Annotated in this window: 16 protein-coding genes; 10 read left to right on the top strand and 6 right to left on the bottom strand. The window is 67.4% G+C overall.

All coding sequences use genetic code 11. The annotated features are described in order from the left end of the window. Positions 1-29 precede the first annotated feature (29 nt). Complete coding sequence (locus tag ASF65_RS02225) at positions 30-1,073, top strand: zinc-dependent alcohol dehydrogenase family protein (protein ID WP_055884447.1); 1,044 nt, start codon at positions 30-32, stop codon at positions 1,071-1,073. Between the two features lie 56 nt (positions 1,074-1,129). On the opposite strand, the gene recA is transcribed toward ASF65_RS02225, so the two are convergent. Beyond that, positions 1,130-2,203: a recombinase RecA gene (recA, locus tag ASF65_RS02220; protein WP_055884443.1), complete on the bottom strand. Its 1,074-nt coding sequence runs from the start codon at positions 2,201-2,203 to the stop codon at positions 1,130-1,132. A 148-nt stretch (positions 2,204-2,351) separates the two neighbouring features. Here recA and ASF65_RS02215 point away from each other — a divergent pair, with 148 nt between their 5' ends. Beyond that, positions 2,352-3,320 (top strand): PfkB family carbohydrate kinase, encoded by a 969-nt coding sequence (locus ASF65_RS02215; RefSeq protein ID WP_082505114.1) that lies wholly within the window; start codon positions 2,352-2,354, stop codon positions 3,318-3,320. 11 nt (positions 3,321-3,331) lie between these two features. Next, positions 3,332-4,243 (top strand): pseudouridine-5'-phosphate glycosidase, encoded by a 912-nt coding sequence (locus tag ASF65_RS02210; protein WP_082505113.1) that lies wholly within the window; start codon positions 3,332-3,334, stop codon positions 4,241-4,243. 4 nt (positions 4,244-4,247) lie between these two features. Here the strand turns inward: ASF65_RS02210 and ASF65_RS02205 are convergent, their stop codons facing one another. Beyond that, positions 4,248-6,794, bottom strand: coding sequence for an ATP-binding protein (locus tag ASF65_RS02205; RefSeq protein WP_244486529.1), 2,547 nt, complete (start codon positions 6,792-6,794; stop codon positions 4,248-4,250). A 252-nt stretch (positions 6,795-7,046) separates the two neighbouring features. Here ASF65_RS02205 and ASF65_RS02200 point away from each other — a divergent pair, with 252 nt between their 5' ends. After that, entirely contained in the window at positions 7,047-8,795 is a 1,749-nt protein-coding gene (locus ASF65_RS02200) for a flagellar biosynthetic protein FliO (RefSeq protein WP_055884435.1), read from the top strand. A 65-nt stretch (positions 8,796-8,860) separates the two neighbouring features. On the opposite strand, the gene dksA is transcribed toward ASF65_RS02200, so the two are convergent. After that, positions 8,861-9,277, bottom strand: a complete 417-nt coding sequence (dksA, locus tag ASF65_RS02195; protein ID WP_055884433.1) for an RNA polymerase-binding protein DksA — start codon at positions 9,275-9,277, stop codon at positions 8,861-8,863. 282 nt (positions 9,278-9,559) lie between these two features. Here dksA and ASF65_RS02190 point away from each other — a divergent pair, with 282 nt between their 5' ends. The 4 genes from ASF65_RS02190 (at position 9,560) to ASF65_RS02175 (ending at position 13,255) form a co-directional block, all read left to right on the top strand. Further along, on the top strand, positions 9,560-10,051 hold the full coding sequence (locus ASF65_RS02190) for a histidine phosphatase family protein (RefSeq protein WP_082505112.1): 492 nt from the start codon (positions 9,560-9,562) through the stop codon (positions 10,049-10,051). A gap of 81 nt (positions 10,052-10,132) precedes the next feature. Continuing rightward, entirely contained in the window at positions 10,133-11,590 is a 1,458-nt protein-coding gene (locus ASF65_RS02185; RefSeq protein WP_055884428.1) for a YcjX family protein, read from the top strand. After that, entirely contained in the window at positions 11,587-12,627 is a 1,041-nt protein-coding gene (locus ASF65_RS02180; protein WP_055884425.1) for a TIGR01620 family protein, read from the top strand. The genes ASF65_RS02185 and ASF65_RS02180 overlap by 4 nt, the downstream gene beginning before the upstream one ends. A 94-nt stretch (positions 12,628-12,721) precedes the next feature. After that, on the top strand, positions 12,722-13,255 hold the full coding sequence (locus ASF65_RS02175) for a hypothetical protein (protein WP_055884422.1): 534 nt from the start codon (positions 12,722-12,724) through the stop codon (positions 13,253-13,255). A gap of 4 nt (positions 13,256-13,259) precedes the next feature. Here ASF65_RS02175 and folK read toward each other — a convergent pair whose 3' ends face one another. After that, complete coding sequence (folK, locus tag ASF65_RS02170) at positions 13,260-13,763, bottom strand: 2-amino-4-hydroxy-6-hydroxymethyldihydropteridine diphosphokinase (RefSeq protein WP_055884419.1); 504 nt, start codon at positions 13,761-13,763, stop codon at positions 13,260-13,262. Continuing rightward, positions 13,760-14,620 (bottom strand): dihydropteroate synthase, encoded by an 861-nt coding sequence (gene folP, locus ASF65_RS02165; RefSeq protein WP_244486528.1) that lies wholly within the window; start codon positions 14,618-14,620, stop codon positions 13,760-13,762. The genes folK and folP overlap by 4 nt, the downstream gene beginning before the upstream one ends. A 155-nt stretch (positions 14,621-14,775) precedes the next feature. Here folP and ASF65_RS02160 point away from each other — a divergent pair, with 155 nt between their 5' ends. Further along, positions 14,776-15,333 carry a DUF922 domain-containing protein gene (locus ASF65_RS02160; RefSeq protein ID WP_162239440.1) on the top strand — a complete coding sequence of 186 codons (558 nt, stop codon included), beginning with the start codon at positions 14,776-14,778 and terminating at the stop codon, positions 15,331-15,333. 17 nt (positions 15,334-15,350) lie between these two features. Here ASF65_RS02160 and ASF65_RS02155 read toward each other — a convergent pair whose 3' ends face one another. Beyond that, positions 15,351-15,671: a 2Fe-2S iron-sulfur cluster-binding protein gene (locus ASF65_RS02155; RefSeq protein WP_055884414.1), complete on the bottom strand. Its 321-nt coding sequence runs from the start codon at positions 15,669-15,671 to the stop codon at positions 15,351-15,353. 494 nt (positions 15,672-16,165) lie between these two features. On the opposite strand from ASF65_RS02155, the gene ASF65_RS02150 reads away from it, so the two are divergent. Further along, positions 16,166-23,194 carry a hypothetical protein gene (locus ASF65_RS02150; protein WP_055884413.1) on the top strand — a complete coding sequence of 2,343 codons (7,029 nt, stop codon included), beginning with the start codon at positions 16,166-16,168 and terminating at the stop codon, positions 23,192-23,194. The last annotated feature ends 12 nt before the right edge of the window (positions 23,195-23,206 follow it).

The following is a 23,206-nucleotide window of genomic DNA, read 5'->3' as shown; positions in this document are numbered from 1 at the left end:
ATGGTCGCCACCAGACGGAGCGCCGCGCCATGAAAGCCATGATTTTCGAGACGTTCGGGACCAAGCCGGACATCCGGCAGGTTCCCGATCCGACCCCTGCCCCGGACGGCGTGGTGATCGAGGTCATGGCGACGGGTCTTTGCCGCAGCGACTGGCACGGCTGGATGGGGCACGATACCGACATTCGCCTGCCACACGTGCCGGGACACGAGTTCGCGGGCGTCGTCACCGCCGTTGGGCGGGATGTCAGGCGCTTCACGCCGGGGGAGCGCGTGACGGTTCCTTTCATCGCGGCGTGCGGGCACTGCCGCGAATGCCACGCCGGACACCAGCAGGTCTGCGAGGCGCAGTTCCAGCCTGGCTTCACGCACTGGGGATCGTTTGCCGAGTTCGTGGCGATCGACCGGGCGGACAACAACCTGGTGCGCCTGCCGGAGAGCATGGATTTCCGGACGGCGGCCAGTCTCGGCTGCCGTTTCGCCACGTCGTTCCGCGCCGTCGTCGATCAGGGACGCGTGCGCGGCGGCGAATGGGTGGCGGTGCATGGCGCCGGCGGTGTCGGCCTGTCCGCCGTCATGATCGCTTCGGCGCTCGGGGCGCGCGTGGTGGCGATCGACGTCGCGGAAACGAAGCTCGAACTGGCGCGCCGGATGGGCGCGGCGGCGACCGTCAACTCCCGTGAGGTCCCCTCCGTGGTCGAGGCGGTCCGCGAGATCACCGGGGGCGGCGCGCATGTCTCTCTGGATGCGCTGGGTCATCCCGAGACCTGCTTCAACTCCATCGCCAATCTTCGCCGCCGCGGCCGCCACGTGCAGGTCGGGCTGATGCTGGCGGACAACGCGAAGGCCGCAATTCCCATGGCGCAGGTCATCGCCCACGAGCTCGAAATCTACGGCAGTCACGGGATGCAGTCGTGGCGGTACGACGCGATGCTCGAAATGATTCTCGCGGGCTCGCTCCGTCCCGATCGACTGATCGGCGAAACGTTGTCGCTGGAAGCGGCGGTCCCTGCTCTCGTCGCCATGGGACGAAGCGCCCCGGACGGTATCGCCATGATCGATCCGACGATCTGAACCGTTCCCGCAGCACAAACGAAAAGGGCGCCTTTCGGCGCCCTCTTCCGTCACGATCACTCGGCGTCGTCGTTCGGATCCGGACCGCCGTTCTGCAGCAGCTGCTCGGCGATCAGTCCTGCGTTCTGGCGGATCGCGGACTCGATCTCGGCAGCCACCGCCGGATTGTCGCGCAGGAACTGCTTGGAGTTCTCGCGGCCCTGCCCGAGGCGCTGCGAGTTGTACGAGAACCAGGCGCCCGACTTCTCGACGATGCCGGACTTCACGCCGAGGTCGACCAGTTCGCCGACCTTCGACACGCCCTCGCCGTACATGATGTCGAACTCGACCTGCTTGAACGGGGGTGCGAGCTTGTTCTTCACCACCTTGACGCGGGTCTGGTTGCCCGTGACCTCTTCACGCTCCTTGATCGATCCGATGCGGCGGATGTCGAGGCGCACGGAGGCGTAGAACTTCAAGGCGTTGCCGCCCGTCGTCGTCTCGGGCGAGCCGAACATCACACCGATCTTCATGCGGATCTGGTTGATGAAGATGACCATGCACTTCGAACGCGAGATCGAGCCCGTGAGCTTGCGCAGCGCCTGGCTCATCAGGCGAGCCTGCATGCCGGGCAGCGAGTCGCCCATCTCACCCTCGATCTCGGCGCGCGGCGTGAGTGCGGCGACCGAGTCGATCACGAGAACGTCGATCGCGCCGGAGCGGACCAGCGTATCGACGATCTCCAGCGCCTGCTCGCCCGTGTCCGGCTGCGAGATCAGAAGGCTGTCGAGATCGACGCCGAGCTTGCGGGCGTAGACCGGATCGAGCGCGTGCTCGGCATCGACGAAGGCGCAGACGCCTCCGCCCTTCTGGGCTTCCGCGACCGTGTGGAGCGCCAGCGTGGTCTTGCCCGACGACTCCGGGCCGTAGATCTCGACGATACGACCCTTCGGAAGACCGCCGACACCGAGCGCGATGTCGAGCCCCAGCGAGCCGGTCGAGATCGTCTCGATGTCGAGCTTCTCGGTGGCACCGAGCCGCATGATCGAGCCCTTGCCGAAGGCCCGCTCGATCTGCGACAGGGCTGCGTCGAGCGCCTTTGTTTTGTCCACCGATGTATCCTCAACGAGACGGAGTGAATTCTGGGCCATGGGTCAGGACCTTATTCCATGAGCGATGGTGGGGTGCAACGTCGTTACCGTGGCTCTTCATGTACCTCTTTTGTTCTCGTTTTGCAAGGCGTGATCCCGATTTGTTCCGGCGTCTCCTTCGTGATTCGTGTGGGTGGTCGTCCGCTAAATGGTTGATCGATCGTTAACAGTCGCTCCGGGTGTCCTCCCGGCCTCGGTGGTCGTCGTCGGGGCCGCCCACGTCGATCGGATCGCAGCGTCCGATGCTGCCTTTCGGCTCGGCTATTCCAATCCCGGCCGCGTGACCGAGCGTCCAGGGGGCGCTGCCTTCAACGCCGCGGTTGCGCTGCGGACATTCGGGCATGACGCAGCCATCGTCAGCGCATTCGGCGGGGACGAGGCGGCCGAACGCGTCGGCATCGAACTCGACCGCGTCGGAGTCTCCGACGCTCGCATCTGTTGGCTCGATCGTCGGTCGGCGACCTACACCGCGCTGGTGGACGCGAACGGAGATCTCGTCGGCGGTATCGCGGATATGGAGATCTACGATCGGCTGAACCCGCGTGTCCTGTCACGCCGCCATTTTCTCGATCGGGTTGCGAACGCCGATGGTGTCCTCGTCGACGCCAACCTCTCGTCAGCAGCGCTTGGTCACCTTGCCGGCCTCGGGCCGCCCCGCCTTGGCGCCATCGCGGTCTCGCCCGCCAAGACCGGCCGCCTCGCGCCGATCCTGGAACGCCTTTCGGTCCTTTTCGCCTCGCGCGCCGAGATCGCCACGCTTCTCGAGCTTCCCGATGCGACGAGCGACGCCGACCTCGCCTTGGCCGTGCGGCGGGCCGGTCTGGCGCGGGCGGTTGTCACGGACGGGGCCCGACCCGTCCTCGTCGTCGAACCCGATGCGGTCTGGCGCCAAGCGCCGCCGATTGTCGACGTTGTCGGTGACGTCGTCGGCGCCGGCGATACGCTGGCTGGCGCCACGTTCGGCGCCTGGCTCCTCGGCCTGGCTTTCGCGGATGCCGTGCGTCTCGGTCTGGCCGCGGCATCGCTGCGGATCGGGCACGGTCTCGACGACGGCTCGGCGGGGAAAGCCCACGTGATCGCCGCCGCTCTTCCCGAACCCGACATCATCCCAGTCTGACGGAGCGCCCCGTGCCCCAGCCCTATCAGTGTTCCGAATCCGTCCGCGCCGCCCTCGACGTCGGGCGCCCGGTCGTCGCCCTTGAATCGACCATCATCACCCATGGCATGCCATGGCCGCAGAATGTCGAGATGGCGCGAGGTGTCGAAGCCCTGATCCGCGCCGAAGGCGCCGAACCTGCGACGATCGCCGTGCTGGGCGGTGAATTGCGCATCGGCCTTTCCGATGGAGACCTCGTCGCGCTGGCCCAGACGACGGACGCGATGAAACTGTCGCGCGCCGATCTGGCCTTCGCGACGGCGATGGGACGCACCGGGTCCACGACCGTTGCGGCAACCATGATCGCCGCGGCGCTCGCCGGCATCGGCACGTTCGCCACCGGCGGTATCGGCGGTGTGCATCGCGGCGCGGAATCCAGCTTCGACGTGTCGGCCGATCTTGAAGAGCTGGCACGAACGCCGGTGATCGTGGTGTGCGCCGGTGCGAAGGCGATCCTCGATCTTCATAAGACGTTCGAAGTGCTCGAAACCAAAGGCGTTCCGGTCGTCGGCTTCGGAACGGACGAACTGCCGTCCTTCTGGTCGCGCGGTTCCGGCATTCCAGCGCCCCTGCGCCTGGACAGCCCGCAGGCGATCGCGGCGTTCCAGCGTTCGCGCGAAGCGATCGGGCTGGAGGGCGGGATGCTGATCGCCAACCCGCTCGCGCCCGAACTCGAGATCGACCGCGAGACGGTCGCGGCCTGGATCGAAGCCGCCCTCGCCGACGCCGAGACGGAGGGCGTGCGGGGCAAGTCGGTGACGCCGTTCCTGCTAAAGCGCATCTTCGAGTTGAGCGGCGGTCGTTCGCTGGAGGCGAACATCGAACTCGTCCGCTCGAACGCGCGGCTCGCGGCGCAGATCGCCGTCGCCACGGCCCGGAGCTGATCGGCTACTCTTCGAGCGCTTCTTTCACCGCCACGGCCAACTCGCGGAGCGAAAACGGCTTCGGCAGGAAACCGAACTTCTCGCCATCGGGGAGATTCTTGGCAAAGGCGTCTTCGGCATAGCCCGAGACGAAGATGAACTTGAGGTCCGGCCGCTGCTTGCGCATCTCGCGCAGAAGGGTCGGGCCATCCATTTCAGGCATCACCACGTCGGAGACGACGAGGTCGACCTTGCCGCCGATCTCCTCCATCACGTCCAGCGCCTCGAGGCCGCTCGACGCCTCATGGACCTCGTAGCCCCGCATCTTGAGGGCGCGCACGTTGCCCGCGCGCACATTGTCCTCGTCCTCGACGAGGAGGATCGACGCGGTGCCGGACAGGTCCTGCTTGGCGTTGGAGGCGGCTGGGGACGGCAGTTCACCCTTGGCGGCGGGAACATCGACCGGGATGTGCCGCGGCAGGAAGATGCGGAAGGTCGTGCCTTCGCCCGGCTTCGTCTCAACAAAGATCGACCCGCCCGACTGCTTGACGATGCCGTAGACCATCGAGAGGCCGAGACCGGTGCCCTTGCCGATCTCCTTGGTGGTGAAGAACGGCTCGAAGATGCGCTCGGCGACATCCGCCGGCATGCCCGAGCCGGTGTCCGACACTTCCATGAGGACATAATCGCCCTCGCCGAGCTCGCTGTAGCCGAACTGGGCGGCCTCCTCGGCCGGCACGTTCCGCGTCGAGATGATGACGCGGCCGTTCGTCGACATGGCGTCGCGCGCGTTTTGAACGAGGTTGGTCACGACCTGCTCGAACTGGCCGATGTCGGCCATCACGGGCCACAGGTCGCGCGCGTGCTGCCGTTCCAGCTTCACGAGGTCGCCCGAAATGCGCTTCAGGAGAAGGTGCATATCGGCGATCACGTCGGTCAGGTTGAGCATCTTGGGACGCATCGTCTGGCGACGGGAATAGGCGAGAAGCTGACGCACCAGCGAAGCGGCGCGGTTGGCGCTCTGCTTGATCAGCAGGAGATCCTGGAACGAGGGATCGCCCGTCCGGTGGTTCAGGAGCAGGAAGTCGACCGACGCGGTGATGATCGTCAGCACGTTGTTGAAGTCGTGCGCGATGCCCCCGGCCAGATTGCCGATCGCCTGCATGCGCTGCGATTTGGCGAACTGGTCCTCCAAGGTCCGCTGCTGCGTGATGTCGACGCCGTAGAGGATCGCGACCTCGCCCGAGCCGTCGCTGACATCGGCATTGGCGCTGAGATAGAGGCGCGCCGAGCGGGTCGGCTCGCTGGTCAGGTCGACGTCGAGCGACGGGATGCCCGCCTGTCCACGCATCGCGGCCGACACCGCCTGGCGCAGCGCTTCGCGATGTTCCTCGCGCAGACAGTCCGAGACCGCGGCGCGCCCCATTGCCGCCTCGTCGCCGAAAAGGCTCGTGAAGGCGGCGTTCGCGCGGCTGACGCGACCGTTGGCGTCCATCGCGGCGATCGCCATGGGCGAGGAGTTGAAGAAGCGCATGAAACGGATTTCCGCCGCTCGCAGCGCGTTCTCGTCGTCGCCGCGCGGCGCGCGATCGAGCACGAGGGTGCGTGTCAGCCCCGGCGCGCCGTCGGCCGTCCGTGTCGCGTTGCGCAAGAGACGGACCGGCAGGCGCTGGCCCGCCGAGGTGACGAGATCGAGGTCGAAGCTTTCGACCGCGCCGGCGACGCGCTGATCGCCGGAGCGTCGCAGGAAGCTCGAAGCACCCTCACCGAGGTAGTCCTGGATGGAACGCGAGTAGGGTTTGAAGGTCGCGAGATCGAGCGACAGCCAGTCCGCCAGCGTCGCGTTGATGTAGGCGATGCGCCCTTGCTCGTCGGCGGCGAAAAACCCAGCCGGAGCATGGTCGAGATAGTCGATCGCGTGCTGGAGGTTCTTGAAGAACGACTCCTGCTCTTCGCGCTCGGGCGTGATGTCGGCGATCTGCCAGAGTTGAAGCCCGGCCGCCGCCTCGCCGAAGGGACCGACCGAGGCGCGATACCAGTGAGGCGACGACGGTCCGACGCTTCCGAGACGGCGGGTCAGGCGAAACTCCTCCTGGCCCGGCTTGTTCTCTCGCGCGAGGTTCGCCAACCGATAGATCGCTTCGGACGCCTCCGCCTCGCGCGACAGAAGACGCTCCAGCGTGCGGACGGACGAGGCGCCCGCGGCGCCCGTTTCCTCGCCGTAGGCCTTGTTGGCGTAGATGATTCGCCCCTTGCGGTCGGTGACCAGCATGCCAACCGGCAGCGAATTGAGCGCCTCGCGGGCGATGTCGGCATCGGCGACGCGCGGGCCGATGTGCAGGAAACCGAGCGCCAGGCCGAACACGGCCGCAATTCCGCACATCGCCAGGATGGCGAACATGACCAGAAGCGCCAGCGCGCCATAGGAATGTCCCAGAAGCGCCAGGGTCGCCGCGAAGACGAAGACGAAGCCCGCAAGGAACAGAAGACGGCGGACGCCGCTCGAATCGGACCGTCCGTCGATCAGCGGCTTATCGCTCATGTGCGTGGCGGAAGCGGGCGTCTGGTCCACAGCAGATGTTCCATATGCGAACGATCGACCCTTCCGAGGCAAAGCCGAACAGATTAATGCGGGACGGCACGGGCATGAGAATCTGTCGAATTTGCGCCATCCGCAATCTCTCGACATGATGGCACGGCACTATGTTCCGAAGCTGACGCGGCGCTGGAGCCTGGTCGGTGGAACCCTAGATGGCAGACAAGGCGTCGTCCGACGGAACCGTCGCGGTTCCATCGCATACGAAGGCCCAGGAGGATATGGTAAATGCGTGAGTGGCTCGCGAGCATCGTCGGCGAAAGCCTGGCCCCGATCATGACGGTGATTCTGGCAGCCGCGCTGGTGGTGCTCCTGGCGCTCGTCCTCATCGGACTGGCGAAGCGCGTGTTCGCCGGCAGCGGAGGCATCGGTGGCCGTTCCCGCGCTCCGCGCCTCGCGGTGCTCGACATGGCGCCCGTCGATCCCAAGCGCAAGCTCGTGCTGGTTCGCCGCGACGATGTCGAACATCTGATTCTGATCGGAGGACAGAACGATCTCGTCGTGGAGCCCGGCATCGTTCGGGGCCAGCCGCGCAAGGCCCGTCAAGAGCCGGGTTTCGCGGAACCCGATCAGCGCGTCGCCGCGCAGCCCCAGCCCCAGCCCCAACAAGCCCTTCCCCATCGCCGCACGCCGCGACCGAGCGTCCAGCCGGTTCCGAGCGATGCGCAGCAGCCGGGGGAACATCCGCCGATGGCGCCGGTTGCCGAGACGCCGGTCGCTCCGGTTCAGGAGTTCCGGCAACAGCCCGATGTGCGAGCACAGGCGCCGGTGCCGGTGCCGAATAGGGCCCCGCAGGTCGAGCCGCGCGTTTCCACGCCCACAACCTCGGTGCATCCGCAGGCTGCGGTGCCCCGTGTCGAGCCCGATGTCGTGCCGGCCCCCGTCGTTGTCCCGCCCGTTCCCGCTGTCCAGCCACCGATCGTTGCCGCCGCGCCGCCCGTACGGGTCGCGGAAGAGCCGACACCCGCTCGGCGCCCCGAGCCCCATGGTCCGACAGAACCCGTCATGCCGTCGCGCCGTACCGTAGAGGCGTCGGCGCCGGTGCCTCCGCTGTCGTCACGCGGCCTGCCGACGACGACCTTCCTGGAGCCGGCAGCGCGCCGCTCCGAAGCCACCCCCGCTGTCCCTCCCACCAGCGCGCAGACCTACGAGCCGCCGCGCCAGGCGATCATTCCGCCGGCACCGATCCATCGCCAACCCGTTGCGCCGGTCGCGCCGGTGGTGGCTGCACCACCCCCCGCGCAGATGCCGCCAGCGCCGCAGCCGCAGCCGAATGCCGAGCGTCCTCCGGTGGCGCAGCCGACGCAGCCTCCCGCTTCACCGCCCGTGTCAGCGCCCCCCCGCTCGATGGCGACCCCCACCCTGCCCCAGCCGTCGCGCGCCACTCCGGTCGCACCGCCGGTTCGCAACGACATCGAGGCGACCCCGGCGCGCTCCTTCTGGTCAACGACGCCTGCCGTTCCGACCGACGCTCCGACACAGTCCGGACGCGACGCGGATGCTCCCCGTTCCGAGCCCGAGGACGGGCGCGGCGCTGCGCCGATCGTTCCACCGCTGCCGGACCGCATCCCGGTGCGCTGGCCGTCCGCGCCGGTTGCCCCGCGCGCTGATTCCAATGCCGATGCGGAAGTGGGCTTTGCCGGTCCGAAAGCGGACGCCGATACGGCCGGTCCCGCTCCGCTATCGGTGCGCAGCTTCGCATCGACCATCCAGGATCGTCGCACCTCGCCCGCGGTGGAGACCGCGCCTGCCGTAACCGCGCCGACGCGCACGGCGCCTTTGCCACCGGTCGCCGCGCCGCCGGTCTATGCGGCCGCTCCGATCACCGCAGCCCCGCCGGTTGCTGCTGCATCGGAGACGCAGGCGGACGATCCGCGGACACCGCCGCACGAGGAAACGGAACGAGCGTTGACGCTCGAGGAAGAGATGGAGCGCCTTCTCCACGATTTCACGATCGACGTTTCCGAACGACGCTAGGCGAGACGAACGAAAAAGGGCCGCGCGAGCGGCCCTTTTTTGGTCGGATCATCGTGTCGACCGCATCACTCGTCGCGGTAAACCTTCTCGCGGCGTTCGTGGCGTTCCTGCGCTTCCAGCGAAAGGGTGGCGATCGGCCGAGCATCGAGCCGACGCAGGCTGATGGGCTCTCCGGTCTCTTCGCAATAGCCGTACGTCCCATCGTCGATGCGCTCGATGGCCGCGTCGATCTTGGCGATCAACTTGCGCTGCCGGTCGCGGGCCCGAAGTTCGATGGCCCGGTCCGTCTCGGACGAGGCCCGGTCGGCCGCATCCGCCTGATTGGCGTTCTCGCTGGCGAGCGCCTCCAGCGTCTCGCGGGATTCGCGCAGAATGTCCGCCTTCCATCCAAGCAGCTTCTTGCGGAAGTACTCCTTCTGGCGGTCGTTCATGAAGGGCCCGTCTTCCGGCAAGCCGGTTCCCAACGGAAGGGTTTCACTCATGCGGATCCTCCATCTGCACCTTGCGCGGGCTTATAGCGACCGTTGCAGAACCTAACAAGTTGCCCCAAGGACGCTGTGGCTTTTGCATTCGACAGGCCTAAACTGCGAAAATCGCAGCGAATTTGTGACAGCTCGATGCCATGCGCTTTGCGCCGTCCGCTCCGGATCAGCTCCGGCGACAGCGAAAAGGCGCATGTCGACTTCGCGCTGCGGTTGCGCGTCGCTTCGCCCGGTCGTGCCCCGATTCTCGACCTTCGGCCCGGCATGTCCTAACGATGAGGCATGACGGGTGAACGAACGATCCACATCCTCCGCCACGCCCATTCCTCATGGGCGGTCCCCGGCCAGCGAGACCATCAGCGTATCCTCGACGATCGGGGGCGCGCCGACGCGTCACGGCTCGCCACGAAACTTCGAGACCTAGATGTTCGTGTGGGATCGGTCGTGTGCTCGACCGCCGTGCGGGCGAGGCAGACGCTCGATCTCGTCCGCAGCGCGCTGCCCGTCGATGTGCCGGTGCGGTTCAGCGACGATCTCTACGCACTCGGAGTGGAAGCCTATAGGGCCGAAATCGAGGGTTTCGACGGACCAGGCGAACTGCTGCTGGTCGGTCACAATCCAACGATTGAGGACCTTGCCATGACCCTCTGCGAAACGGATGTAGCGTCGCAGGAGCGGCTGACAGGCGGCGTCGGCACGGCGAATTGGCTGATCGTCGACCTGGCCGACGGTGGAGACCTTGCCGGTGTGCTGCGCGACATCATCAAGCCTTGAGCGTCCCGGTCTGTCGGGAGGGCCGAGGGCCGACTATATCAGGGCGACCAGACTGCCTCTTCCAGACCCGATCGGTTGCCCATGCCCTCCATTGCCGACGAAGCGCGGATCGTCTTCGACAATCTCTCGGATCGAGGGTCCGGGCTGTTTCATCCAACGCTCCGTCTCGGCGTGGCGGGACTGTCTCGGGCCGGCAAGACGGTCTTCATCACCGCGCTCGTGCATAATCTCCTGCATGGCGGGCGGCTGCCGATGTTCGAGGCGCAAAGTTCCGGGCGCATTTCGCGGACCTACCTCGAGGAGCAGCCCGACGATGCGGTGCCGCGCTTCCAGTACGAGGAGCATCTGCGGGCGATGCTCGAGGATCGGGTGTGGCCGCAGTCGACCCGCGCGATCTCGCAGCTTCGCCTGACGGTCGAATACGAGACGGCTTCCGGCTGGATGCGGTTCCTATCGCCGGGCAAGCTGTCGATCGACATCGTCGATTATCCCGGCGAGTGGCTCCTCGACCTGCCGCTTCTCGAGAAGGACTTCGCGACCTTTTCGGCGGAATCGCTGGAGCGCGCGCGTTTGCCGTCCCGCGATCGGATGGCGCGCCCCTTTCTCGAGGCGCTCGCGGCGATCGATCCCGCCGCAGCGGCCGATGAGACGACGAGCCAACGGCTGAGTTCGACCTTCGCCAACTATCTGCGCGCCTGCCGCGAAGACCGGACGGCGCTTTCGACCCTTCCGCCGGGCCGTTTTCTGATGCCGGGAGATCTGGAAGGCTCGCCTGCCCTAACCTTCGCCCCGCTGCCCGTCGAGGCCGGCCGCAGCTACCCGAAGGGCAGCTACGGCGCCGTCCACGCGCGGCGCTACGAGGCCTACAAGACCGTGGTCGTTCGTCCATTCTTCCGCGACCACTTCGCCCGCCTCGACCGGCAGATCATCCTGATCGACGCGCTCCAAGCGATCAACGCCGGCCCCGAGGCTGTCCAGGACCTCGAAACGGCCTTGAGCGACATTCTGGCATGCTTCCGCCCGGGCCGGGCATCCTGGCTCGGCTCGCTCCTGACGCCCCGCATCGACCGCATTCTCGTCGCGGCGACCAAGGCCGATCACCTTCACCGCACCAGCCACCAGCGCCTCGAAAATATCGTTCGCAGGCTTGTCGACGGCGCAGTGGATCGCGCCCGGCTTTCGGGCGCGCAGACCGAAGTCGCCGCCATGGCCGCGGTCCGCGCAACCCATGAAGCGACCGTCACCGACCGGGGCGAGACGCTGCCCGTGATCGTCGGCACGCCGATCGAAGGCGAAGAGATCGGAGGACAACGCTTCGACGGTCGCATCGAGACGGCGGTGTTCCCCGGCGACCTGCCGGACGATGCATCCCGCATTCTGCGAACACGCCCGGACGGCACGGGGGCGCTCGATCCGTTGACGTTCGTCAGGTTCCGCCCGCCTCGGCTGGAGCGAACCACGGAGGGCGCGACGCTGTCGCTGCCGCAGATCCGTCTCGACCGCGCGCTTCAGTTTCTGGTGGGGGATCGTCTGGCATGAGCGAAACGCCCCGCCGCCCGTCCGCCTTCCCGATCGATCCGCCCGCTTCGCTGCCGCCGATCCAGGCAGCCCGGGAGCCACGCAGCATCTCCGATCTGGCGCGCGTTAAGATCGAGCCGGACGATACGTTGGAGGCGGAAGCCGCCGCGCGACTGGACGCGGATCCCGCCACCCGCCGCCGACGTGGTTTCTCCTTCGGAAAACTGGCCATGGGCGCGCTCGGCGCCCTCGCCTCGCTCGCCTTCGGTCTGGCCCTCGACAGCTTCGTGCGCGACCTCTTCCAGCGCTCGGACTGGCTGGGCTGGGCGGCCCTCGGCCTTGCCGGACTTCTGATTGTCGGTCTCATCGGCGTCGTCGGCCGCGAGGCGATCGGAATCATGCGGCTGAACGACGTGGAGCGCGAACGGCGGGATGGTCGCCGCGCCTTCGAGACCGACTCCGCCGCCGAGGCGGAGGCCGTGGTGGCTCGGCTCTCGAAGATCGTGGCGTCGCGTCCCGAGACTGCGGCCGGCCGCGAGAGGCTGCATGCCTCACGCGACGACGTCATCGACGGGCGCGACCTCATCACCCTCGCCGAACGCGAACTCCTCCTGCCGCTCGACGCGCGGGCGCGCGCGCTCGTCCTCGCTTCGTCGAAGCGTGTGTCGGTGGTGACGGCCGTCAGCCCTCGGGCCTTCATGGATCTCGCCTTCGTCCTGTTCGAAACGGTCAGGCTGATCCGCGCGGTGTCGTCGCTCTACGGCGCCCGGCCAGGGGCCCTCGGCCTCGTTCGGCTGGTGCGCGACGTTCTGGCGCATCTGGCCGTCACGGGCTCCATCGCCATCGGCGACGGCATCGTCGGGCAGGTCGTGGGACATGGCCTCGCGGCCCGGCTTTCGGCCAAACTCGGCGAGGGTCTCGTCAACGGCCTGCTGACCGCCCGCATCGGCATTGCCGCGATGGACCTCTGCCGCCCCCTGCCTTTTCTTGGGGTCCAGCGTCCCCGGATCGGAGACTTCCTCAACGAACTCAAGCCGATGGGTGGCGAGAAGCCCTGAGCGTTGCCAAGACGAGAGGGCGGCGTGCGAAAGGTTCGGTTAACCGTTCCGCGCGATAGATAGGCCCATGTCCTTGCCGCTCCGAAGGCCCGCCATGTTCCGTCCCGTCGTCGCCGGATTGTCGCTTCTGTCGCTCGCCTGCGTCGGCTCCCTGCCGGCACGCGCGGCTGATGTCGACCAAGCCTTCTTCAACTCCGTGTTCGGGCGTTGGTCGGGACCGGGCGAGATCGTCGCCGGCAAGTACAAGGGCACGAAGTTCGTCTGCGACCTGTCCGGGCTCCAGACCGAGAAGGCGGTCGGCATGTCGCTGGACGGCGCCTGCCGCGTCGGCATGTTCTCGCAGCCGATGAACGCCACGTTCACCAAGGGCGGCTCCTCCTACAAGGGCACCTTCCTGGACGGATCGGGCGGCAAGGGTCTCGATATCGTGTCGGGCGACGTGTCCGGCAATAAGGTGGTCGTCGGCCTCGATCGCAAGCAGCTCAAGGGCGCGATGGTCGCCCGGCTCGAGGACAAAAACAAGCTGATGATCACCATCTCGGTGCAGGTCGCGGGCGAGCTCGTCCCGGTCATCGGAATGACGCTGAAGCGCGACGAGAGCGTCAAGCGCGCCGCGCTCGCCGACTAACCGGTCAGGCCGTTCGCCACCAATCGGGCGCCAGATCGCGCCGCTCGATGCCCGTGGTATCGAGCGAGCGAAGGCGCTCGGCGATCGAAACGCCGTCGACCGACAGCTGCGGAGCAATGTCGGCCAGGGGCACGAGGACGAAGGCCCGGTCCGCCATCCGCGGGTGAGGCAGGGTCAAGCTGTCGCTCCGCAAGCTCATGCCGCCGAAATCGAGAAGGTCGAGATCGACGGTTCGCGGTCCCCAGCGCACGCTTCGGTCGCGATGCAGGGCCGCCTCCACCGAGAGGCAAAGCGCCAGCAGAGTCTCCGCTTCGAGGCTGGTTTCAACGCATGCACAGGCATTGAGGAAGGGCGGTTGTTCGATCGGCCCCCACGGAGGCGTGCGGTAGACAGGCGAGACGGCCACGACGCGCGTGCCGCTCTCCCGGTCGAGCGCGCGCAGGGCTTCGGCCATCGTGTGGACGGGATCGCCGATATTCCCGCCGAGCCCGAGATACGCCGCGGTCATCGCGTCCCCCTCGCCAGCGCCGCGTCCACGACCGCGAGCGCGTCGCGTGTCGGTGCGACCGCGTGCACCCGGAAGATCGAAGCGCCGCGCTCGCGCAGGAGCACGCTCGTCGCGGCGGTCGCCACGTCGATGTCGCCGGCATCGCGATCGAGGACGCCGCGAACGAAGCGCTTGCGCGACGTACCGACCAGGATCGGGAGTCCGAGCGATGCGAGTTCCTGAAGGCGCACCATCAGCTCGAGATTCTCGCCCGCATCCTTCGCGAACCCGAAACCGGGATCGACGACGATCTGCTCGTCGGCGACGCCTGCCGCCCGCGCGATTGCGATCGAACGGGTGAGGAAGGCGATCTGATCCTCGATCACATCCGGCAGCTTCCGCCGCTCGCGGCCCGTATGCATCAGGCAGAGCCCCGCGCCACTTCGCGCGGCCACGCGTGCGATATCAGGCTCGCGCTGGGCACCCCACACGTCGTTGACGATCGACGCACCGGCCTCGACAGCCAGCGACGCCGTCTCGGCGCGATAGGTGTCGATCGAGATGGCGACGTCGGAGCGGGCGCGCAGCGCCGCGATCACCGGCAGGACCCGTCGTTGCTCCTCCGCTGGCCCGACAGGCTCGGCGCCCGGCCGCGTGGATTCGCCGCCCACGTCGATGATCCCGGCGCCATCCGCCACCATCGCCAAGGCAGCCTCGACCGCCCGTTCGACTTTTCCATCGAAGCGTCCGCCGTCGGAAAAACTGTCCGGCGTGACGTTCAGGATGCCCATGATCGTCGATTTGGTGCCGAGTTGCAGCGTACGACTGTGCGCAAGGCGCCACATGCGGTCGGTTGTCACGGCCGTGGGCGACATCATCCGTAGTTCCCCCGCCCGTTACTGACGACCGCAATATTTCCGCAATCGTATCTTGTATCTCTTGGGAACCTGCGTAGCGTAGGGGTCAGGTGTTTCAAGGGTCGAGGCCAGCGACGATGCGGCGACTTCTGATCTGCAGCCTCGCGGCTGGATGCATGTCCACCGGCTTGGCCCACGCGGCCGAGATCACCGAGCGAACCACCTATTTCATGGTGCGCGGTGCGACCTTTGCCGAACTCGACAAGGCGCTGGGGTCGAACGGCCCGCTTCTGGGAGGCGGCGAGCGGCACGCGGGATCGACCAAGGTGACCTTCAGCCGCGACCTCGAGTTCAAGACCGACAAGACGGGCTGCCGTGTTTCGCGCACGAACCTTCGTCTCGACCTCGTCACGACGCTGCCGCGCTGGAACGCGCCGCGAGGGGTGGACGCCCATACGCGAACGATGTGGAAGGTGCTGCAGCGCGACATCGCCGATCACGAGGCGAAGCACACGGCCATCGCCAAGACTTGGCTCGACCGGATGAACCGCGAGCTTCTGGCGCTTCCCGCCGAAGCCACATGCGCCCGCATGGAAATGACAGCCGGGCGACGCTCGCAGGAAATGCAGCTCGCCCACGCGAAAGAGCAGAACGGCTTCGACCGAGCGGAGACGCGTGTCGTCGATTCCCGGTTGAACGCCAAGCTGAGCGCGGCCATCAAATCCGTGCGCTAGCACCGCGAGGCGACCGATCAAGCCTGTCGGGCAGGAACCGTCAACGTCAGTCCCGCCAGTTCGGGTCTGACGCGGATCTGACAGGACAGTCGCGAATTCGGCCGAACATCGAGCGCGAAATCCAGCATGTCCTCCTCCATCGCCTCCATTGGCGGGAGTTCGGCAAGCCGGGCCTCGTCGACATAAACATGACAGGTCGCGCAGGCGCATGCGCCGCCGCAGTCGGCATCGATGCCGGGGACGTCGTTGCGGATCGCAGCCTGCATCACGCTCCCTCCGTCGGGGGCGTCAAGGTCGTAGCGGGTCCCGTCGGAGGTGATGAAGCTGATCGCGGTCATGCTCCGCCGGTAGAACGACGCCGGTTCCGGGTCAACCGTCTCGTATCCCGTCGATCCGCAGCGACGTCCGATGGTTATCAACAAGCGCTTGGGACTGCCGCCTCGCCGGCCAAGATCGATCGAATGCGACAGAGGCGGTCGACGCGACGTTGGCCCCAGCGGAGCGTTCGTTTCGATTCGCCCCCGCAAACGCAGGACGACGCGACGTCATGTGGAAGGCGGACCCGGCGTCCGTTCCTCCGATGGTAGTCAAGAGAAGGCTATCGGCGAAACCGGCATTTCCAAATCGGCGTTAACCAAATGTTTAAACTTGTATCAAAGCCCGGAATTGCGGGTTTCCTTCCGCCGCGCGGGCCTCTAATTTGATGGCATGTAAAAGGCCCGCCCTCCGTGTATTCGAGGGTGAGCCGTTAATGGCCGGATGTTTGTTGGCGCGCGACAGGGCGGCGGGCCACCGATCATCCTGCGAGTAAACGAGTACGGGGCGGCGGGTCATGTCGAAGATCAAGACGGCTGAACAGCTATCGGACGAAGCAGTCACCGAGCTGGAGGCGGCGCTTCAGGATACGGATTTCTTGGGATCCGACCCCGAGCAACCGCAGGTCAGCGGCACGGCCGAGGGGCATGTCGAGAACGACACGCTCGCCGCGTCCGAGATCAACATTGAGTTCGCCCTGAACGAGTTCGACCGCTCCGTGGAGGAGGCGACCAGCGCCTTGCGAGAGGAAAGCGCCGTTCAGCCTGCTGCGTCGGCCGAGCCGCTTGCCGCCGAGAACGAGGTTCCGCCCGAGCCCGACTTCCAGATCGCGGAAGAGGAACTCATCGCCTCGCTCGGCGAGATCGAGCGCGTCGATCCGCCCGCTGCCTCCGATCGCCTCGGCAGCGCCGTGCCGCCGGTAGCCGCCGCCATCGCGGCTGGAACGGCCAGCACCGCCGCCCACGACGCTCCGCCTCCCCGCGCCGCTCGTTCGGAACCGGCCGTGAAGCGTTCCGAGCCCAGCGTAGCGCCGGAACCCGTCCGCCCCTCTCGGACCCGAGATTTCAAATCGGCCGTCGCCAACGATGAGCAGCGATCCGCAGCCGTCCGTGCCGACGCGCTGTTGACCCGTCGTTCCTCCCGCCGAACGCTCGTGATTGGCGGCATCGTCGCCGCGGCATGGGCGCTTCTGGCAGGCGCTGCCTCCTACGCCTTCATCAGCTCCGGCAGTTCGCCGGTTCCCGAAGGACTGACGCTCGCGCTGGCCGCGTCGGCCGTGGTCCTGCCGGCTCTCCTGATCATGGCGTTCGCCGTGATGGTTCGCCGCTCTCAGGACCTTCGCCTGATGAGCCGGTCTCTCGCCGAAGTCGCCCTGCGGCTAGCGGAACCCGAGAACATCGCCTCCGAGAAGGTCGCCAGCGTCGGCAACGCGATCCGCCGCGAAGTCGCGGCGCTCGGCGAAGGCGTCGAGCGGGCCCTCTCGCGCATGGGCGAGCTCGAGGGCATCGTGCACAACGAGGTGTCGTCGCTCGAGCGGGCCTACGCCGACAACGAGGTCAAGATCCGCTCGCTCGTGACGGATCTCTCGTCCGAGCGCGAGGCCATGCTGAGCCACGCGGAGAACCTGCGGTCTTCCGTGGTGGGCTCGCACGACCGACTGATCGGCGACGTCGACACCGCCTCCACCCGCATCATCCGGCAGGTCGAGGAAGCGACACAGCGCTTCCATGCCTTGCTCGACGAACGCGGTGCCGCTCTTTCGCAGGCCTACGAGGATCGCAGCCAGGCGCTGACGGCGATGTTCGATGCGCGCAGCCGCGAGATCGAGAGCGAACTCACCGGTAGCAGCGCAACGGTCATTCAGCGGATCGGCGAGACGGCCGAGGAAACCACGCGGCGTCTGGCTCAGACCGGCGAAGACCTCGCGCGTTCGCTGCGCGCCCAGGCCGAAGAGCTGCAGGCGCGTTCCGACGAACTGGTCCAGCGCGTCTCTTCGATCAGCGAGGATGCCGGCGAGCGCCTGCGCCAGTCCAACGAGGTGGTCCTGCGCCAGTTGGCCGAGCGAACCGAGAACCTCGCGACCGGCTCGGAGACCTTCGATCGTCGCCTGACCGAGACGCTCGACGAGCGCTCCGCGCGCATGATCGGTGAGAACGAGGCCCTGATCGCTTCGCTCGCCGCGGGCCTCGATCAGCGCCTTTCGCATCTGGCCACCGAGACCGAGCGCCTTCTCGGCCGTCTCGACGAGGCCTTCGACAGCCGCATCCAGAACGCGGCCGCCCTCCTCGGCTCGCGCAACGACGACGTCCTCGGCCGCTTCGACGACCGGCTGGCTCAGTTGGAAGCGGCGCTGTCCGGCAAGGGCGCCCAGTTGGTCCAGACGATCGAGGGGCAGGCGCAGGCCATCGATCGCACGGCCGAGCGACTGACAATTACCCTTTCCGAAAGCTCGGGCAGTTTCGCACGCACCGTCGCCGAGCGCGCCGAAGAAATCCGTCAGGCCATCGACAGCGGTCGCGACGGTTTGACTGCGGCCGCCGAGAGTGCCCGCCAGGGGATCGACGCCAGCTTCACGAACCATTCCGATCACGTCCGATCGACCTTCGACGCCCAGATCGGTTCGCTCGGCGCCGTTCTCAGCGATCGCGCCGCCGACATCGACACGTCGCTCGCCTTCGCCCAGCAGACGCTACTTTCGCAGTTCGAGGAACGCGGAAGCGCCCTCACCCAGTCGATCGAAAGCAATGTCGCTCGCATGGAGGCGATCATCGACGGTGCGGAAGGCCGGATGGTGTCGGGCGTCGCGGAGCGCGCCGAGAAGCTCGAGGCGGCGCTCGCAGCGGCCGATACCCAGGCCGACGATCGGTTCCAGACTCGCCTCGACCGGATGAACGCGCTTCTCGCCGAACGCGGATCGGCCATCGAGGTGGCGATCGACCAGCGCACGGAAGTTCTGTCGAACGAGTTCGAGACCCGCCTGGTTTCGCTCGACCGCATGCTGGCCAGCCGAACGGAGCGGTTCGTGGCCGACTTAGACGAGCGCAACGAAACGCTGACGATAGGCCTTTCGGACCGGATCGCCGCCAGCGAAGCGTTCATGCGCGACAGCGGCGAGCGTTTGTCCACCTCGCTCGATCTCTACACAACCCGCGTCGGCGACGACGTGATCGGGCGGCTCGAGGCGGCTCTGATGATGGGCGACGATCGTCGCCAGGAATTCCTCGCCAACCTCGAGACGCGTACGGCCGGGATCGAGGCGAGCTTCGAACAGTCCGTGGAACGTGTGGTCAACGATCTTGCCGTGCGCGTCCGCGAACTGTCGGACACGGTCGACACGTCGCATCAGGGTCTGACCGCAAGCCTTGATGAGCGCACCGCTCGCTTCGCCCGTGACATCGACCACAACGCCGGCACCGTCTTGTCTGCGGTCGAGAACGCGCTTTCGCTTCTGATCCAGGGCCTCGACAGCCGCGGCACGTCGCTGCGCGATGCGGTGGAGAACGCGCGCGGCGCCATCCTCGACGGCCTCGACGAGCGCGTCCTGTCGATGCGCCAGATGGTCGATGCGTCGGAAAGCTCGCTGATCTCCGATCTCGACGAGCGCACGACCCGCCTCGCCGCCACTCTCGACGGCGGCAACGCGACGATTCTCTTGACGCTCGAGACCCGGATCACCGCGCTGCGCCAGGCGCTGGTCGAATCCGACGGCCTGCTGGCGACCGCCATGGACGAGCGTCGCGACAATCTCACCTCAGCGATCGAGGACGTCGCCGGCTCGCTGGCCGCGACCCTGGGCGATCGCGCTGACGACGTTCGCCGCGTGCTGGAGCAGAGCGCCGGCAACGTCACGACGGCTTTGGAGACCAAGCGCGAGGAAATCGTCGCGGCGCTCGCCGCCGGAACGGTCAGCCTCGCGGCTGCTGTTGACGAGCGGACCAACGCCATCACGGCCAGCCTCGAGCGCGGTCTCGGCAACGTCGAGCGCACGCTCTCCGGCCGCACGGCGCTGATCGCCGACACGCTGCGCGAGTCGATCGTGGCGGCCTCCGCGAGGATGGGCGAGGAAGCCGACCGCGCTCGGTCCGGGCTCGAGACCGAAACCCAGAAGATCGCCATCATCATCGGCGAACTCGGTTCCACGTTCCGGTCCTCGTCTGCCGAGGCCCAGGCCGAGTTCGTGGCCGAGGCCGGCCGTTTCGAGGAGCGCATCAAGGCGGTCGTCCAGTCTGTTCAGGAGACGAGCCGGACGGCCCGGGACGAACTGACGGGTCAGAGCGCGCAGATCGCCGAGGGCATCGTCCTTTCGGCGGAGTCGATCCGCCGCATCGGTCAGGAAGCGCAGGAGCGCTTCGCGACCGAAGCCCAGCAGCTGGGCCGGCAGGTCACCGACGTCGCCGGGCGGATGCGCGCCGACGCCGAGGAGCTTCGCGAGGCGCTGGCTCTCGAAGGCGACGCCTTCACCACGCAGATCGGCGGTGCTTCGCTCGCCATGCGCAGCGAGGCCGAAGCGGCGCGCGAGCGCCTCTCGGAAGTCGCCAACGAGTTTGCCGGCGGCCTGGAAGCCATGGCGGATCGCCTGCGTCACGACGCCGAAGCGGCTCGCCAGATCGTTCAGGACCAGGCGCAGTCCCTCTCCGGCGACATCACCGATGCGTCGGACCGGCTTCGCCTCATCGGCGACCGGACGCGCGAGCAGTTCGCGACCGACGCGGCGCAGATCCGCGAGGAGGTCGCTGCGGCCGCCCTTCAGGTGCGCGAGCAGTCCGACTCGCTCCGTCGCGAGGTTGCGGAACAGACCGCCGCCATCGGCGCCGAGTTCACCGATGCCAGCGGTCATCTCCGTGAAGCGGGCGAGCAGTCGCGCCGCAACCTTCTGGACGATGCGGGTCGCATCACCGGCGAGGTCGCACGCGTCGTCGAGGCGATGCGCGGCGAGACGGACCGCGTCCGCGAGCGGATCGGCGAGACGGCCGGGCAGATCGTTGCCGAACTCACCGGCGCGACCGATCGCTTCGAAGCCAGTTCCGGCGATGTCCGCGAACGGTTCGCGGCCGACGCTGCCCGCGTGGTCGGCGAGATCGACGCCGTCGCGTCGTCGATGTCCGAGCAGGCCGAAAGCGCCCGCCAACGCTTCCTGTCGGATGCCGAGAGCTTCGCCGAGCGCGTTCGCGGCGCTTCGACGCTGATCCGCGACGAAACCGGTCGCAGCGTGACGATGCTCGGCGAGCGGACGGATGGCTTCGTCGGAGAGTTGGCGACCCTGTCCGATCGCCTCGCGACGCTTCTGTCCAACACGTCCGGCGGTCTCAACGAGAGCCTGTCGCGTTCGATCATGGACCTGCGCGCCGAGATCGATGGCACGTCGGAGAGTATCCGCAGCGACATCCTGGCGGTCGCCGCCAACATCCGCGACGAGACGGCTCACGTCTCCAGCGAGATCCTGCGCGAGGCCGAGCAGGCCCGCACGGCGCTCAGCGCCGAAGGATCACAGGTCGTGCTCGGCCTTTCGGCCGCCGCGACCGCGCTGCGGTTGGAAGCTGAACGGGCTCGCGACCAGATCGCCGAGGTCACCACCGGCTTCGGTGCCGAGATCGCCGATCGCGTCGCCTCCTCCGAGCGCGACCTGTCGGACAGCTCGGATCGCGTCGCGGAGCGGATGGCAGAGCGCACGCGCGCGCTGTCGCAGCTTCTGGCTGATCGGAACGCGGAACTCGCGACCCTCATCGAGACCCGGACGCAGCCCATCGTCGACGCCTTGTCGCAGACCGGAACCGCGGCGATCGAAGCGCTGGAAGGAACTTCGGATCAGGTCGCGAAGCGTCTGCGCGCCGAGAATGCCGCCGTCGTGGCGGACTTCATCCAGCGTACGGAGGAGCGCGTCCAGCGTCTCAGCCATTCGTCGTCGGAGCTGATCTCGGCCCTCGACCTTCGGTCCGAGGAAGCGGCAACCCGCGTGTCGGGCATCCAGGGTCAGCTCGGTCAGGATATCACTCAGCTTCTCGACCGGCTGGACAACAGCAACGAGACGTTGCGCACGATGCTGGAGGATGCCAGCGGCTCGATCGGTCGTGTGGAGACTTCGCTCATCGACACGCGGGATCGCTTTCGCACCGAGGCGCTACGCGTCGAGGACGAGATCACCTCGTCGTCGGACCGCCTCGAACAGTCGATCGCCCGCATGGACGGCGTCACATCGACCGCCTTCATGCAGATCGGCGGCATGACCGAGAAGTTCGCCGAGCACGGACGCCTGCTGTCCGATGCCGCGCGCCTTCTCGATGAGACGCAGACCAACCTGCAGGCGACGCTGGAAGAGCGGCACGAGGGCCTCACCCTTCTCGCCGGCACGCTGGCGGACCGCTCGCGCGACATCTCGACCACCCTCAACTCGTTCGAGGGTGTCGTGGATCGCCTGTTCTCCGATGCCGAGGCGCGGGCTCGCGCCGTGGCGGCGACCGTCAACGGCGAGCTCGGCTCGAGCCTCGGCGAGGCCGAGCAGCAGTTGGAGGAGACCGAGCGTCGTTCGCAGGCGGCCGCCGAGCAGATCCGCGAGGCTATGCGTTCGGTGATCGAAGAGGCGTCCGAGAAGTTCGCGGGCGCGACGACTGAAATGCGCCGGGCTGCCGGGGACATGCGCCGCGAGTTGGAGACGGCACGGACGGAAATCCGCCGCGGTGTGTTCGAACTGCCGGAAGAGACCCGTGAGAGCACGCGTGCCATGCGGCGGGCCGTCTCCGACCAGATCCGCGCCCTGCGCGAACTGAGCGACATCGTCTCGACATCCGGCCGCGCCCTCGACGTTCGCAAGCCCTCCACCGAGGATCGCGGGACCCGCGCCACCTCCGGTGCCGAGCTGGAACGCCGGGCCGCCCCGCCCGCGGTTGGCGGAAACCTTGCCTACGACGTGCGTGGCCATGCCGACGCGTCGCGGATGCTGGCGCCGCAGGCCCCCGTCACGCCCGTTCAGCCTGCCCGGACCGGCGAGTTCTCGCCGCTGCGACCGGCGGCTCCCGCACAGGCGCCGGTCGCAGCGGCGTCCGTGGTCCCGGCTGCTCGCCAGACGACGAGTGACGGTGACGGCGGATGGGTGTCCGACCTCCTGCGTCGCGCCTCGCAGGACGAGGACGATGCCGCCGAGACCGTAGAGTCTCCGGCATCGGCGGCTTCGCCCGAAGCCACGCGCACGGAGCGCAGCCAGGCTCACGTCGTGGACTCGCTGAACTCGCTCTCGGTCGATATCGCCCGCGCCATCGATCACAACGTGTCGGTGGAGCTGTGGGATCGCTATCGCAACGGCGAGCGCAACGTCTTCACCCGTCGTCTCTACACGATGAAGGGTCAGCAGACGTTCGACGAAATCCGCCGCAAGTATCAGCGGGACGCCGACTTCCGGCATGCCGTGGATCGCTACATCGCGGACTTCGAGTCGCTGCTCCAGGACGCTTCGCGGCGCGATCCCGACAACACGCGCAGCAAGTCGTACCTGACGTCGGACACGGGCAAGGTCTACACGATGCTCGCGCACGCTTCGGGACGCTTCGACTGAGAGGTTCGCGGC

The sequence above is a fragment of the Aureimonas sp. Leaf324 genome (assembly GCF_001423245.1).
Lineage (GTDB): Bacteria > Pseudomonadota > Alphaproteobacteria > Rhizobiales > Rhizobiaceae > Aureimonas.
Note: the sequence above shows the minus strand (reverse complement) of the source record. Positions and strands in the feature narration are given on the sequence as shown.